The organism is Mesorhizobium monacense, from assembly GCF_056781675.1.
The window spans coordinates 1,579,891-1,593,623 of record NZ_CM165567.1; the positions used below are offsets into that span (position 1 = coordinate 1,579,891).

14 protein-coding genes and 1 tRNA gene are annotated in these 13,733 nt (G+C 64.1%); 7 read left to right on the top strand and 8 right to left on the bottom strand.

All coding sequences use genetic code 11. From position 1 onward, the window contains the following. Positions 1 to 140 precede the first annotated feature (140 nt). Complete coding sequence (locus tag AC1RUK_RS07280; RefSeq protein WP_481839554.1) at positions 141 to 791, top strand: TetR/AcrR family transcriptional regulator; 651 nt, start codon at positions 141 to 143, stop codon at positions 789 to 791. A gap of 23 nt (positions 792 to 814) precedes the next feature. Beyond that, the gene (gene ilvC / locus AC1RUK_RS07285) at positions 815 to 1,834 is read left to right on the top strand and encodes a ketol-acid reductoisomerase (protein ID WP_481836163.1); all 1,020 of its coding nucleotides are present in this window, start codon (positions 815 to 817) and stop codon (positions 1,832 to 1,834) included. A gap of 283 nt (positions 1,835 to 2,117) precedes the next feature. On the opposite strand, the gene AC1RUK_RS07290 is transcribed toward ilvC, so the two are convergent. Beyond that, positions 2,118 to 2,741 carry a BA14K family protein gene (locus AC1RUK_RS07290; protein WP_481836162.1) on the bottom strand — a complete coding sequence of 208 codons (624 nt, stop codon included), beginning with the start codon at positions 2,739 to 2,741 and terminating at the stop codon, positions 2,118 to 2,120. Between the two features lie 155 nt (positions 2,742 to 2,896). On the opposite strand from AC1RUK_RS07290, the gene AC1RUK_RS07295 reads away from it, so the two are divergent. Then, a complete protein-coding gene (locus tag AC1RUK_RS07295; RefSeq protein WP_481836161.1) occupies positions 2,897 to 4,009 on the top strand; it encodes an endonuclease/exonuclease/phosphatase family protein in 1,113 nt (370 codons plus the stop codon). Between the two features lie 11 nt (positions 4,010 to 4,020). Further along, positions 4,021 to 4,800, top strand: coding sequence for a hypothetical protein (locus tag AC1RUK_RS07300; protein ID WP_481836160.1), 780 nt, complete (start codon positions 4,021 to 4,023; stop codon positions 4,798 to 4,800). Here AC1RUK_RS07300 and AC1RUK_RS07305 read toward each other — a convergent pair. Then, on the bottom strand, positions 4,780 to 5,901 hold the full coding sequence (locus AC1RUK_RS07305) for a 1-aminocyclopropane-1-carboxylate deaminase (RefSeq protein ID WP_481836159.1): 1,122 nt from the start codon (positions 5,899 to 5,901) through the stop codon (positions 4,780 to 4,782). The two genes, AC1RUK_RS07300 and AC1RUK_RS07305, sit on opposite strands and share 21 nt — an antisense overlap. A 148-nt stretch (positions 5,902 to 6,049) precedes the next feature. Between AC1RUK_RS07305 and AC1RUK_RS07310 the strand changes: the two genes are divergently transcribed. Next, a complete protein-coding gene (locus AC1RUK_RS07310; RefSeq protein WP_481836158.1) occupies positions 6,050 to 6,526 on the top strand; it encodes an Lrp/AsnC family transcriptional regulator in 477 nt (158 codons plus the stop codon). A 36-nt stretch (positions 6,527 to 6,562) separates the two neighbouring features. Here the strand turns inward: AC1RUK_RS07310 and AC1RUK_RS07315 are convergent, their stop codons facing one another. The 4 genes from AC1RUK_RS07315 to AC1RUK_RS07330 all read right to left on the bottom strand — a co-directional run bounded on the left by AC1RUK_RS07315 (position 6,563) and on the right by AC1RUK_RS07330 (position 10,260). Further along, positions 6,563 to 6,805 carry a hypothetical protein gene (locus AC1RUK_RS07315; protein ID WP_481836157.1) on the bottom strand — a complete coding sequence of 81 codons (243 nt, stop codon included), beginning with the start codon at positions 6,803 to 6,805 and terminating at the stop codon, positions 6,563 to 6,565. Positions 6,806 to 6,940: 135 nt separating this feature from the next. After that, a complete protein-coding gene (locus AC1RUK_RS07320; protein WP_436172381.1) occupies positions 6,941 to 8,158 on the bottom strand; it encodes an ABC transporter permease in 1,218 nt (405 codons plus the stop codon). 100 nt (positions 8,159 to 8,258) lie between these two features. Next, entirely contained in the window at positions 8,259 to 9,011 is a 753-nt protein-coding gene (locus AC1RUK_RS07325; protein WP_481836156.1) for an ABC transporter ATP-binding protein, read from the bottom strand. Then, positions 8,968 to 10,260, bottom strand: a complete 1,293-nt coding sequence (locus AC1RUK_RS07330) for an efflux RND transporter periplasmic adaptor subunit (protein ID WP_481836155.1) — start codon at positions 10,258 to 10,260, stop codon at positions 8,968 to 8,970. Before AC1RUK_RS07330 ends, AC1RUK_RS07325 begins: the two co-directional genes overlap by 44 nt. Positions 10,261 to 10,373: 113 nt before the next feature. On the opposite strand from AC1RUK_RS07330, the gene AC1RUK_RS07335 reads away from it, so the two are divergent. Together AC1RUK_RS07335 and AC1RUK_RS07340 are read left to right on the top strand one after the other, a co-directional pair. Beyond that, a complete protein-coding gene (locus AC1RUK_RS07335) occupies positions 10,374 to 11,285 on the top strand; it encodes a PhzF family phenazine biosynthesis protein (protein WP_436172378.1) in 912 nt (303 codons plus the stop codon). 103 nt (positions 11,286 to 11,388) lie between these two features. After that, positions 11,389 to 11,464, top strand: a tRNA-Lys gene (locus AC1RUK_RS07340). Positions 11,465 to 11,921: 457 nt separating this feature from the next. Here the strand turns inward: AC1RUK_RS07340 and cobT are convergent. Both cobT and AC1RUK_RS07350 read right to left on the bottom strand, forming a co-directional pair. Then, positions 11,922 to 12,932 carry a nicotinate-nucleotide--dimethylbenzimidazole phosphoribosyltransferase gene (gene cobT, locus AC1RUK_RS07345; protein ID WP_481836154.1) on the bottom strand — a complete coding sequence of 337 codons (1,011 nt, stop codon included), beginning with the start codon at positions 12,930 to 12,932 and terminating at the stop codon, positions 11,922 to 11,924. 24 nt (positions 12,933 to 12,956) lie between these two features. Beyond that, positions 12,957 to 13,733, bottom strand: a complete 777-nt coding sequence (locus tag AC1RUK_RS07350) for an adenosylcobinamide-GDP ribazoletransferase (RefSeq protein ID WP_481836153.1) — start codon at positions 13,731 to 13,733, stop codon at positions 12,957 to 12,959.

Sequence of the window (13,733 nt, forward strand, 5' to 3'; positions counted from 1 at the left end):
CGCCCCGTTCGCCCATCGCCGTCGATTATTTCCATTTTGGCTCTTGCGTCGGCAAGCGCTTTGGGCAATATGCCGAACCGTAACGTACGGTACGCACCTCGGGTGAAGCACCCAATCGTTGGGCAGGAAGAAAAAGATTGTTGCAGGCAAGCGTCGATATCGACACCAGCGAAGCCCTGACGGAGCGGCAGAAGGCCGTGCTGGATGCAGCGCTGCGCCTGCTGGTCGAGGAGGGCGATAACCTGACCATGACCGCGGTGGCGCGGCGGGCGAGCTGCTCCAAGGAAACGCTCTACAAATGGTTCGGCGATCGCGACGGGCTGCTGACGGCGACGGTGCAGTGGCAGGCCTCCAAGGTGCGTGTGGCGCCGGTCGACGGCAAGGGGCTCGGCCTCGCTTCGCTGACCGCGAGCCTGGAGCGCTTCGCTTCCGACTGGCTCAAGGTGATCTCGAGCGACACCTCGATCGCGCTCAACCGGGTGGCGATCAGCCATGCCGGATCGGGCAAGGACAACCTTGGCGCCGTGGTGCTGGAGAATGGCCGCTTCGCTTTGGCAAGGCGCCTGAAGCCGGTGCTGGAAGCAGGTCGTCAGGCCGGGCTTCTCGACTTTTCGGATGCCGAGACGGCGTTCCGGAGCTTTTTCGGGCTGGTCGCCCGCGACGTGCAGATCCGCCTGCTGCTCGGCGACCGGCTGGAATTGACTGAGGCGACAATCGGCGGCGATGCCGCCCGGGCGACGCAACAGTTTCTCGCTCTTTTCGGAGCAAAAACCGGGCCACAAGGCCTCTGATACCAAACGGGAAGGAAGACGAAATGCGTGTCTATTACGATCGCGATGCCGATCTCAACCTGATCAAGGGCAAGAAGGTCGCCATCATCGGCTATGGCAGCCAGGGCAGGGCGCATGCGCTCAACCTCAAGGATTCCGGCGCCAAGGACATCGCCATCGGCCTCAAGGCCGGCTCGGCGACCGCCAACAAGGTCGAGGCCGACGGTCTCAAGGTGATGAGCGTGGCGGAAGCCGCCAAATGGGCCGACCTGATGATGATGGCGACGCCCGACGAATTGCAGGCCGACATCTACAGATCAGAGATTGCGCCGAACATCCGCGACGGTGCGGCGATCGCTTTCGCACACGGCCTCAATGTGCATTTTGGCCTGATCGAGCCAAAGGCGTCGGTCGACGTCGTCATGATCGCGCCGAAGGGCCCGGGACATACGGTGCGCGGCGAATACCAGAAGGGCGGCGGCGTGCCGTGCCTGGTCGCGGTCAACCAGGACGCCTCGGGCAACGCGCTCGATCTGGCGCTCTCCTACGCCTGCGGCGTCGGTGGTGGCCGTTCGGGCATCATCGAGACCAATTTCCGCGAGGAATGCGAGACCGATCTGTTCGGCGAACAGGTTGTGCTGTGCGGCGGACTGGTCGAACTGATCCGCGCCGGCTTCGAGACGCTGGTGGAAGCCGGCTACGCCCCGGAAATGGCCTACTTCGAGTGCCTGCACGAGGTCAAGCTGATCGTCGACCTGATCTATGAGGGCGGCATCGCCAACATGAACTACTCGATCTCGAACACCGCCGAGTGGGGCGAGTATGTCTCGGGCCCGCGCATCATCACCGCCGACACCAAGGCCGAGATGAAGCGCGTGCTGAAGGACATCCAGACGGGAAAATTCACCTCGGAATGGATGCAGGAATACCGCGCCGGCATGTCGCGCTTCAAGGGCATCCGCCGCAACAACGACAGCCACCAGATCGAGGAAGTCGGCGCCAAGCTGCGGGCGATGATGCCGTGGATTTCCAAGAACAAGCTGGTCGACAAGGCCAAGAACTAAAGTCCGGACTCAGTCGTACCTCAATCTGGTTCACTGCGAGTTGGTCGCAGTGAGCTAGTCGAGGCGATACACCAGCACATCGTGCGGGATCCCCAGGGGCGATCGTCGCTCGGGAGCGCTTCGATCAGACCAGTCGATAAACCGGCCTGATAAACATAGCGTTATCGTCGGCGGCGAAACGATTTCGCGGTGCCCTGGCCGGACAAAGAACAGTTCAGAAGAAGGCTGAGCCAGACGGAAACGGCGCCGCGAGGGGCGGCGCCGTCTGGAATGCATCAGTCGATCAGCTATAGGGCGACCAGCATTGCCGGCGCGGGCCGTTATAGGGTTGGAACGTGTTGTCCCAGGTGCGATACGACCGGTAACGATTGTAGCACCAGCGGACATGGGCGCTCGAACCGTTGTTGTAGTAGCCCTGGTTGTAGTAGCCCCGGTTGTTGTAGTAGCCCTGGTTGTAGTAGCCCTGGTACAGGCTGCCAAGGCCGAACCCAAGGCCCAAACCGAGAAGCGCGGCGGCGCCGTTGTCGTCGTCGTAGTAACGGCCGTAATAGCCGCCACCGTAGTAACGGCCGTAATTGCCGCCACCGTAGTACCGGCCACGATTATGGCGCCAGTGCCGCCCACCGTTCCAGTTGCCACGGTTCCAATTGCCACGGTTCCAATTGCCACGGTTCCAATTGCCACGGTTCCAGTTCCGGGCTCCTGAGAAATTACGGCCACGCATCCAGACTTCATTATTGCCGCCAGCCCAGCCATCGCGCACCGGCACGATTTCGCGTGCCGCGGCAGCAGTTGGGAGCGGGACGTCAGGCTGAATGGGCCCGGCCATGGAAGGCGCCGAGAGGCCGGAAACAAGACCCAAGGCCAACATGCCCGATCGAATGGTAGTCAAAAAGAGCGGTTTCATTTCACTCTCCGAAGATTCAGGCCCCACGCTCAGAGTAACCCTAATCATGGACCTTTGCGTCTGAACGGAAGATGAACGGAAAGGTTCCATCAACCATGAATGGGCATCGCCCAGCCCCCTTGTTTTCGGCTGCGCTTGCAGGCAAAGGTCACCGCATGTCGCTGCGCCTCGCCACCTTCAATGTCGAGAACCTGATGAACAGGTTCGATTTTTCCGGATACCGCAACCAGCTCAATGAAGACCGCACGCTAGCGCTCTTCGACATCCAGAGTGAGGCCGAATACAGGATGCTGGAGCAGGCGCGGGCGATCGCGCAATCCGACGACACGCGCCAGCTGACGGCACTGGCCATCGCGGCCACCCGCGCCGACATCATCTGCATGCAGGAGGTCGACAATGTCGAGGCGCTGAAGGCCTTCGAATACGGCTATCTGTTCAAGATGGTGGGGGAGGGCTACCGGCAGAAATACACCACGGCCGGCAATGATTCACGCGGCATCGATGTGGCCGTGATGATGCGCAGCGAGACCGCGCAGGGCCAGCCGATCGAATTCGTGCGCATGACCAGCCACGCCTACGTCACCTACGAGCAGTTCGGCCTGCACACGCCCGAACTGGCGGCACTCGGAAACCAGGCCAATGAGCGTATTTTCCGCCGCGACTGCCTCGAGATCGACGTGATTGTCGGCGGCGTGCCGCTGACGCTCTATCTCGTGCATTTCAAATCGATGGGCTCGCCACGCAATGGGCTCGACGGACGCGAGGCAACGATGCCGATCCGCATCGCCGAGGCGCAAGCGGTGCGCCGCATCATCGAGGAGCGTTTCGGCAAGGAGCATGCCGCCGACAAGCGCTGGGCGATCTGCGGCGACATGAACGATTACCGGCAGCGCGTGAAGATCGAGGGCGACAGTTTCGATGGCTACCGCTTCCAGGTGATCGACGAGAGCCAGTCCTGCATCAACGTTTTGATCGCCGGCGGCTTTTGCGAAAACGTCGTCGAGCGGCGGCCGGAGATGGACCGCTGGAGTTTCTATCACACGCGCGGGCCGCAGGAGCGGCATCTCTGCCAGCTCGACTACATCCTGTTGTCGAGGGGGCTGGCGGCGAAGAACGCGACAGCCGTTCCCGACATCATCCGCAGCGGCCAGCCCTGGCGCACCATCTTTCCGGCCGGCCAGGAGGTCGACCGCTTCCCGCGCGCCGGCTGGGACCGGCCGAAGGCGTCCGACCACTGCCCGGTGGCGATCACGCTGGACATGGCCTGAGGATCGCTCCGTTGAGCTTCGACCTGCCGCGCAATGTCATCCTGCCGGTCGACGCGGTCGACGTCTGGCTCGACCCCGGCCCGCATCCCTTCGAGCGCGACAATGCCGAGGCAATCGCCGAGAACTGGCGGCGCGAGATGGGCGCGAACCCGGCGCTGTTCGACGGCACCGTGGTGCTGCTTTCGGCGCTCGCCTACCGTGACAGCCGGCTGGTCGGGCGCTGCCATGCGGTGAACTACTCGACCTTCATGCTGTGGCGGCAGAACCGCCAGGGGACCGGCGCCGAGCACGCCTATGCCCATGCGATGCTGGTCGCCGGCGACGATGCGCTGGTGGCGATCCGCATGGGGGCGCATACGGTCAATGCCGGCCGCGTCTATTTCGCCGCCGGCTCGTTTGAACCGATCGATTTCCGCGACGGTCTTGTCGATGTCGATTTCAACATGATCCGCGAGGTGGGCGAGGAGACCGGGATCGATCTGTCGGGAGTGCAACGCGGCCAGCGCTACTACGCGCTATCCACGCCGAGCGGCACGGTGATCTTCCGCCGCTATCGGGTTGCCGAGCCGGCCGACGAGATCGCACGGCGTATCTCAGCTTTCGTTGCCGCTGAAGCCGACCCGGAGATCGAGGGGCCGGTGATCATCCGCCATGCCAAAGACCTGCCGGAAGGGTTGATGGGGCACATGAAGCCGCTCATCGAGTGGCACTTCGCGGGCAGTGACCAGGAGCCGAGCGGCGCCCCGCGTTTCGTTGACTGCCTGAACGGACTACGGAAAGAGCGGCGGTAGGGCGTCGTGCGGCACGCTTTTGCCGCTGCGAGGTTCGCCGCCAAGGACCGCTGCTGGTTTCGGCCGGTTCGGAAGGCTGGGGCCGTCGTCCTTGTAGTAATAGCTGTAGCCGTTGATGGCCGGCGCGCCACCGAGATGTGCATAGAGAACTCTTGAACCCTCGGGGAAGAAGCCTTTCCTGGTCAGATCGATCAGGCCCTGCATCGACTTTCCCTCGTATACCGGATCGGTGATCATGGCCTCCGTGCGGGCTGCCAGCCGGATCGCGTCGTTCGTGGCGTCCGACGGGACGCCGTAGGCCGGATAGGCATAGTCGGGATTGATCACGATTTCGTCGTCGCGGACAGCGCGGCCCAGCCCGACGAGGGCGGCGGTGTCGTCGACGATGCGCCGAACCTGCGCGCGAGTCTGATCGGGCGTCCCGGAGGCGTCGATGCCAATCACCCGGTCGGCGCGGTCTTGCGCGGAGAAGCCGACGATCATGCCGGCCTGCGTCGAACCGGTCACGACGCACACGATGATGTAGTCGAAGGTGAAGCCGAGCTCGGCTTCCTGCCTGGCCACTTCCTCGGCGAAGCCGACATAGCCCAGACCGCCAAACTTGTGCACCGAGGCGCCGGCCGGGATCGGATAGGGCTTGCCGCCCGCGTCCTTCACCGACTGGATGGCGTCCTCCCAGCTCTTGCGGATGCCGATGTCGAAGCCGTCGTCGACAAGCCGGCTGTCCGCTCCCATCAGGCGCGTCATCAGGATGTTTCCGACGCGATCGTAGACCGCATCAAAGTGGGGCACCCATTTCTCCTGGATCACCACGCACTTCATGCCGATCTTGGCGGCTGTCGCGGCGACCATGCGCGTATGGTTCGACTGAACGCCGCCAATCGACACCAGTGTGTCGGCGCCGCATGCGATCGCGTCCGGCACGATGTATTCGAGCTTTCGCAGTTTGTTTCCGCCCATCGCCAGCCCGGAATTGCAATCGTCGCGCTTGGCGTAGATTTGCACTTTTCCGCCCAGCGCCGCGCTCAGCCGTGGCAAATGCTCGATCGGCGTCGGACCGAAGGTCAGCGGATAGCGTTCGAATTTTTCGAGAAGTGACATCGGTTTGTCTCCGCCGCGATCGTTTTTCGATGGGCGAATGATAAACGGAATGGCGTGAAAGGTGCTCTCGAACCTTCCTCCCAAAAGCTTCGCATGCGGCGAAAATCTGCGATATGATTGATCTAATCGCCCACTGAGATCCATACAAATGGAAGAATCTTCCACTCAAGTTTTCGACCGCATCGACATCAAGATCCTGCGTGCCCTTCAGGCCGAGGGACGGCTGACGAATGCAGAGCTGGCGACCCGCGTGAATGTCAGCGCCGCCACCTGCCATCGGCGCACGCAACGCCTGTTCGAAGAGGGCTACATCACCGGGGTTAGGGCGGAGATCGCTCCCGCTGCGGTAGGACTGGGCGCGCTGGTGATGGTCGGCGTCGTGCTCGACCGCTCGACACCTGAAAGCTTCGCCGCTTTCGAGGAGGCCGTGCACAAGCTCAAGGAGGTCCTGGATTGCAATCTCGTGGCAGGCGACTTCGACTATCTGTTGAAGATAAGAGTTCGTGACATGGCGGATTTCAACAAGCTGCACGGGCAGAAGCTGATCGCGCTGCCTGGCGTTCGGCAAACCCGGACTTTCTTTGTCATGAAGGAGGTCAAAGAGAACGCGCGGCTACCGTTTTGACAGGCCGCTGGTCTCTGTTCTCATGTTGGCTGACGGTCAGCCTTGCCGCTTGTCCTGCGCCGCCTTGCTGTCGTTGCGGGCGGCGACGAAGAACAGGATGACGCCGAGACCCAGCAGCGCGCCCATCGCCATTCCCATGGTCTCACCGACGACCTGCTGGAACTCGGCGGTGACGCGATCGGGATTGGCCATGCCGTAGCGGGCGAGGTACAACCAGAGGCCTGCGAGGGCCGCCTCGATGATCACCAGCACCAGGACCAGCCGCGCCTTCTTGCTCATGTGCAATTCCTCCGCTCAAGGGCAATTGCACTACCATCGCGAGCCGTGCGGCGACAGTGGCGGCGCGGGGCGGAAACGTCAAAGTTTGTGCATAGCCGGATCGGAGCGCCGGGCACGTTTTCCGGCGCGGTCGCCCTATTCGTGCCTCAGCGCATCGATCGGATCGAGCCTCGCGCCGCGCAGGGCGGGGAAGAAGCCGAACACCATGCCGATCAGTGCCGAAAAGCCGACGGCGAGCAGGATGACCGCCGGGCTTGGCGCAAACGGGATGGTCAGCGCCACCGAGGCGATGCCGGCAAGCGCCAGGCCGATGAGGATGCCGATGATGCCGCCGAGCAGCGACAGCACCGTTGCCTCGACCAGGAACTGGATGAGGATGTGCTTCTCATGCGCGCCGATCGCCAGCCTGATGCCGATCTCGCGCGTGCGCTCGGTCACAGACACCAGCATGATGTTCATGATGCCGATGCCGCCGACCAGGAGGCTGACGCCGGCGACGGCACCCAGCATGCCGGTCATCGTCGTGGTGGCGCTGGCCATGGCGTCGGCGATCTGGGTCATGTCGCGGATCGAGAAATCGTCATCGCGGTCCGGCGTGATGCGGCGCGTGTCGCGCAAGATGTCCTCGACGCGCGGCTGCAACTCACTGGTCGGCGTCCGGTCGTCGGCGGCGATGTAGATGGAATCGATATCCCGGTTACCGGCGATACGGCGCTGGTAGGCGGCGAGCGGCATCAGCACGACATTGTCCTGGTCCTGGCCGAAGCCGGTGTAGCCCTTGGGCTCCAACAGGCCGATGATCTTGCAGGAGGTGCGGTTGACGCGGATGATCTCGCCCTCGGGGTCGCCGGCGCCGAAGAATTGCTGGCGCACCGTCTCGCCGACCAGGCAGACGCCGGTGCCCGAGCGGGTCTCGGAATCGCTGAACGGTCGGCCGGAAACCAACTTCCAGTCGCGGGCATCGAGATAGGCGCTGTCGGTGCCGGTGACGCCCGAGGTCAGGCTCTCGGTGCCGAAGATGACGCGCACCTGTTTTTGCGAGGCGGGCGAAATGGCGCGCGCGCCGCTGAGATGCGCGACCAGTGCTACAAGGTCCTTTTCGGCGAGCGGCCGGACCACCTGGTCGAGCCCGCCCGGTCCGCCGGGCCCGGCCGGACGGCCGGAACGGACAACGAGCAGATTGCTGCCGAGCTTGGAGATGTCGGCCTTGACCTTTTCGGTGGTGCCCGAGCCGATGGTCAGCATGGCGATGACGGCGGCGACGCCAATGACGATGCCGAGCAGCGTCAGGAACGAGCGCAGCACGTTGCGGCGGATGGAGATCAGCGAGAGGCGGACGGTTTCCCAGATCATCGCTAGAGCCTGCCATCCCGATAGAGCCGGGATGGGGCTCTATCCTCTTGCTTGGCCATGATCTTGTCCGAAAACCGGTTTCCACTTTTCGGGATCATGGCTAGGCCACCTCGAGGTTCTTGCTGTCGGAGGCGACATGGCCGTCGAGGAAGCGGATGGTGCGCTCGGCGTAGGCGGCGACATCGGCTTCGTGCGTGACCATGGCGACGGTCAGGCCAAGCTCGGCGTTCAGCCGTGTCAACAACTCCATGATCTCGTGCGTGCGGGCGGTGTCGAGATTGCCGGTCGGCTCGTCGGCGACAAGCAGCGTCGGCCTTGTGACGATGGCACGCGCGATCGCCACGCGCTGCTGCTGGCCGCCGGAGAGTTCGGCCGGCGTATGATGCTCGCGGCCGACAAGGCCGACCTCCGCCAGCGCCTGCATGGCAAGCGCGCGGCGCTCGCCTCTGGCCACGCCGCGATAGATCAGCGGCAGCTCGACATTTTCGGCCGCCGTGGTGCGCGGCAAAAGGTTGTAGCCCTGGAAGACGAAGCCGACATAGAGGTTGCGCAGCAAGGCGCGGCGATTGCGGTCGAGCCGCCCCGCGTCGATGCCTTCGAAACTGTAGGTACCTGCCGTCGGCGTGTCGAGGCAACCGATGACGTTCATCGCCGTCGATTTTCCCGAACCGGAAGGGCCCATGATGGCGACGAACTCGCCCTTGCGGATGGCGAGATCGACGCCGGCCAGCGCATGCACCCGGGCCTCGCCCTGGCCATAGCTTTTCCAGACCTTGTCGAAGCTGATGAGGACGGAGCCCGACACGGCGTCAGCTCCGCAGCTGCGAGCCGGTGATGACCTCGGCACCCTCATCCAGGCCCGAAATGATCTCGGTCAGTTCGCCGTCGGTGGAGCCGATCCTGACGTTGACGGCACGCGGCCGGCCGTTTTCCAGCACGTAGAGGGTGCGCGAGCCATCGGTCGGGGTCGTCGTGGCCTGGCGCTGGCGGTTGCCGCCGGGGCGGCCCATGCGGCCGGTGAACAGGTCGCTCAGGCTCCAGCTGCGGGCGTTGGCTTGCGCCGGCCGGTAGCGGAAGGCCGTGGACGGCACGGCAAGCACGCCCTTGGCCTGTTTGGTGACGACCGAGACAGTGGCGGTCATGCCGGGCCTGAGCAGAAGCTCGTTGTTGTCGACCTCGAGCCGCGCGTCATAGGTGACGACACCATCGGTGGTGACGGAGGCGTAGGAGATGTCGCGGATCTCGGCATCGAAGGGCCGGTCCGGGAAGGCGTCGACGGTGAAGCGCGCATGCTGGCCGGTCTTGACCGCGCCGATGTCGGCCTCGTCGACGGCAGCCTTCAATTCCATGTTCCTGAGGTCGGCGGCGATGACGAACAGCACCGGCGCCTGCAGCGAGGAGGCGACGGTCTGGCCGGGATCGACCGAGCGCGTCAGAACGATGCCGTCTATGGGGGCATAGATGGAGCTCTTGGCAAGGTCCGTCTGCTGCGCCTTGAGGTCGGCGTTGGCGATGGCAAGTTTGGCTTCGGCGCTGTCGAGCGCCGCCTTGGAGCGGTCACGGGTTGCAGTCGCGGCCTCGAGCGACTGGTCCGTCGCCATGCCGCGCTTGGTCAGCGCCGCCGCGCGCACAAGCGCCTTTTCGTTCTCGGCCAGGGTTACGGTGGCGTCCTCCAGACTTGCCGCTGCTGCCTTGGCGGAGGCCTGAGCACGCTCGATCTGCACCTCGAGCTTGGCGGTGTCGAGCGCCGCCAGCACGTCACCCTTCTTCACCTGCTGGTTCTCGTTGACCGAGACCGAACGGACGACGCCGGACAGTTCGCTGGAAATGTCGACCTGGGTGAGGGGCTGCAGCGTGCCGGTGGCGGAGACCGCAACGGTGAGGTCGGCAATGGCGGCCGGCACGGTCGTGTAGTCGATCTTGGCGGGCGCGCCGGCATACCATTGGTAGCCGCCGATGCCGGCGGCGACCGCGATCAGCGCCAGCAGCGCGTAGAGCCAGCTGCGGCGACGTTTCTTCCTCAGACCGCCTCGATCAAGCCCAAGCGCTGTCTCGATGGCGGAATCCGATTCCGCCTTTGGCGGATTGACAAGCTGGTCCAAGCTGGACCCCTATTGATGCGAAAGCGTCCCTGTAAGTGTACAGATCAGGCCTATTGGTTCGGATTTCAAATTAAATTTCGCTCATGTTGGGATCAAGGCGGAGGACTTCTGGCATGCAGCCTCGGAATTACTTGCTCTATGACGTGTTTACGACCGAGCGGCTGGCCGGCAACCCGCTGGCTGTCGTGCTGGATGGCAAGGGACTGGACACGGCCGCGATGCAGGCCATCGCGCGTGAGTTCAACCTGTCCGAAACGGTCTTCGCGCTGCCGCCCGACAATCCCAAGCACCGTGCCCGCATCCGCATCTTCACGCCTGACTACGAAATGCCGTTCGCCGGCCATCCGACCGTCGGCTCGGCGATCGCGCTCGCCGAACGGGCCGGGGATGGGGAGGCCGCCGGCATCTTCGTGCTGGAGGAAAATATCGGTCCGGTGCGCTGCGCCGTTAGCAAGCACGACGGCGCCACCTTCGCCGAGTTCGACCTGGCGAAGCTGCCGGAGCGGCTGGAACTGTCGGCCGAGCCGGAGGCGATCGGCGCCGCCCTTGGCCTCGCGCCGCACGAGATCGGCTTCGAGAATCATCGCGTCTCGTTCTGGTCGGCGGGCGTGCCTTACGTGACCATCCCCGTCGCCAATCTGGAGGCAGCCGCCCGGATAAAGCTGGACAACCAGGCGTGGTCAGAACTGGCGCCGCGCAAGAGCGACTGGGCCTTCGCCAGCCCCTATGTCTACTGCCGCGAGACGGTGAACCACGAAAGCGCTTTCCATGTCCGCATGATCGTGCCCGGCAACCCGTCTTATGAAGACCCCGCGACCGGTTCCGCGGCCGCCGCCTTCGCCGGCGCCATCATGCATTTCGACGGCCCGACGGACGGCATTTCGCAGCTGTGGATCGAACAGGGGCTGGAAATGGGCCGGCCGTCGCGCATCCGCCTCGAACTCAATGTCGAAGGCGGAAAACTGGCGTCCGCCCGCATCGGCGGCCATGCCATCAGGGTGGCGGAAGGCAAGCTTTTGGTTTGATTGTAAGCGGCTTGGTCGATTTGTCGGGAAATGATTCCGGCAGGGCTGGACATCCCCGGGATCGGCGGCTATATGCCCGCCGACGCCGGTTTTCCGGCCGAGTGGGTGCGTAGCTCAGTTGGTAGAGCAGCTGACTCTTAATCAGCGGGTCCACAGTTCAATCCTGTGCGCACCCACCAAATTTTTCAAAGACTTGGTGGAAAAGACCCTGGAACGATGGGGACGCGAGGCGGTTCGCGTCAAGCTGAGCGTTCTTGCTCAAAGGCCGCGTTTGCCGCGTCCAAAAAACGCGGCTTGATAGCCGCTTGCGCAAACCCGCGGTCGTTAACTTTAAGGTTAGGCAGTAAGGTTAATCGCACGTATGAGTTGCATACGGGAAAATTTGCTTTAAAAGTAGTGGCCGCGCTAGCCTTGGCGGGGCTTGGCTGGGTCCGAAAAACTAGCGCGACCTCTACCCGACGATGATCTGCCGTCGGATGTCTCAAATTAGGACAGCGTAGCTAACGAACGGTTAACGATGTTCTTGGCCCGTGATCTGCTGTTCACGGACCTTTTCGTCGTGCGAAAGCGTGGTCGCGAGAGCGGCCACGCTTGCTGTCTTCAAATGCATCGGCAGCGTTGAAACTCTGACCGGGTTTACTTTTCCGATACGCCGGCTTCCGCAAAGCTTGCCATGCGGGTGTGGCATTCAAGCGCCGAGCGGACGATATTGACCGCCAGACACGCGCCGGAGCCTTCGCCGAGCCGCATGCCGAGATCGAGCAGCGGCGGCAGGCCGAGCGCTTCGAGCAGGCGGCGGTGGCCGGATTCGGCCGAGACATGGGCGGCGATGGTGTGGGCGAGGCCGGTTGGGTGCAGCCTGGCAAGGGGAGCAGCCGCGGCGCTGCAGACAAAGCCGTCGAGCAGCACCGGCACATTGTTGTGGCGCGCGGCGAGCGTGGCGCCGAAGATGGCGGCAAGCTCGCGCCCGCCAAGCGTGGCGGCGATCTTCAGCGGATCGGCAAGCGCCGCGGCGTGGCGCTTCAGGCCGGCCTCAATGGCTGTGACCTTGCGCTTCAGGCCGGCATCGTCGACGCCGGTGCCGCGCCCGGTCCATTTCTCCGCACCGCCGCCGAACAGGGCGGCCGAAATCGCTGCCGCCGGCGTCGTGTTGCCGATGCCCATTTCGCCGAAGCAGACAAGGTCGATGTCGTTCGTCACCGCATCGTAGCCGGCCGACACGGCGGCGAGGAAAGCCGTCTCGTCCATCGCCGCCGCCTGCGTGAAATCGCCGGTTGGGTGGTCCAGATCGAGCGGAATGACGTCGAGCTCGGCGCCGGCGATGCGGGCAAGCTGGTTGATGGCAGCGCCGCCGCCGGCGAAATTCGCCACCATCTGCACGGTCACTTCGGACGGAAAGGCCGAGACGCCCTGCGCGGTGACGCCATGGTTGCCGGCGAAGACGAAGACTTTCACGCGGTCGAGCTTCGGCATATCGCGGCCCTGCCAGCGGGCGAGCCAAGCGGCTATGGTTTCGAGACGGCCGAGGCTGCCTTGCGGCTTGGTCAGCGTGTCCTGGCGGCGGGCGACGGCATTTGCCGCCGCATCGCTGCCGGCGGGCAGGTCGAGGCAAGCGGCGCGCAGTTCATCGAGCGATTTGAAGGGCATGGGGGCAAAATCTCCGAGGAAGAGTCAGGATAGGGAAACGGAAGCGACGAGCAGGATCGTGATCTCGCCCAGCTGCTGCAGGGCGCCGACCGTATCGCCGGTCTGGCCATCGATCTGGTTGAGGCAAAGGGCGCGGAACGCTGCAAACAGCAGGCCAAGCAGGATGACCGCGACAACAGCACCTCCCGGCCCGAGCAAGAGCAGCGGGACCGCGCCGAGCACGGCAGCGGCTATGGCGGTTTCGACCGAAACGGTGCCGGCGCCGGCCGAGAGGCCGTCGGACCGCGCTGAGGGCAAGAGATGCATGAAGGCGCCCAGCAAGCCGCGTGAGGCGGCGTGCGCGGCAATGAGCGCGAAGAGCGCCTGTGTGGGGTCGACGAGTTCCGAAAGTGCGCTCCAGCGGATCAGCAGCGACAGAGCCAGCGCCGATGCGCCGTAGGCGCCGATGCGGCTGTCGCGCATGATCTCCAGTTTCAGGCCGCGCGTCTTGCCGCCGCCAAAGCCATCGGCGACATCGGACAGCCCGTCCTCATGCAAACAGCCGGTGGTGAGCAAGGTTGCCGCCAAGGCAAGTGCCGCCGCCGGACCCATGGCAAGGCCAAACCGTTCCGCCGTCGCGTAGACGACCGCGCCGATCAGGCCGACGGCAAGGCCGGCGACAGGCGCGGCCCAGATCGCGGCGGCGAGGCTGCGGCCGCGAAAGTCGAAGACCGGCAGCGGCAGTCTTGTGAAGAAGACCAGGCAAAGCGCGATGTCGTCGAGGATTTGCCGCGGCGAAAGGGTCAAATTCCGAAGCTTCAT

Coding starts and splice junctions, on each gene's coding strand:
- ilvC (WP_481836163.1), top strand. CDS start 815: ATGCGTGTCTATTACGATCGCGATGCCGATCTCAACCTGATCAAGGGC.
- AC1RUK_RS07290 (WP_481836162.1), bottom strand. CDS start 2,741: ATGAAACCGCTCTTTTTGACTACCATTCGATCGGGCATGTTGGCCTTG.
- AC1RUK_RS07295 (WP_481836161.1), top strand. CDS start 2,897: ATGTCGCTGCGCCTCGCCACCTTCAATGTCGAGAACCTGATGAACAGG.
- AC1RUK_RS07305 (WP_481836159.1), bottom strand. CDS start 5,901: ATGTCACTTCTCGAAAAATTCGAACGCTATCCGCTGACCTTCGGTCCG.
- AC1RUK_RS07310 (WP_481836158.1), top strand. CDS start 6,050: ATGGAAGAATCTTCCACTCAAGTTTTCGACCGCATCGACATCAAGATC.
- AC1RUK_RS07315 (WP_481836157.1), bottom strand. CDS start 6,805: ATGAGCAAGAAGGCGCGGCTGGTCCTGGTGCTGGTGATCATCGAGGCG.
- AC1RUK_RS07320 (WP_436172381.1), bottom strand. CDS start 8,158: ATGATCTGGGAAACCGTCCGCCTCTCGCTGATCTCCATCCGCCGCAAC.
- AC1RUK_RS07325 (WP_481836156.1), bottom strand. CDS start 9,011: ATGAGGGTGCCGAGGTCATCACCGGCTCGCAGCTGCGGAGCTGACGCC.
- AC1RUK_RS07335 (WP_436172378.1), top strand. CDS start 10,374: ATGCAGCCTCGGAATTACTTGCTCTATGACGTGTTTACGACCGAGCGG.
- cobT (WP_481836154.1), bottom strand. CDS start 12,932: ATGCCCTTCAAATCGCTCGATGAACTGCGCGCCGCTTGCCTCGACCTG.
- AC1RUK_RS07350 (WP_481836153.1), bottom strand. CDS start 13,733: ATGAAGCTTCGGAATTTGACCCTTTCGCCGCGGCAAATCCTCGACGAC.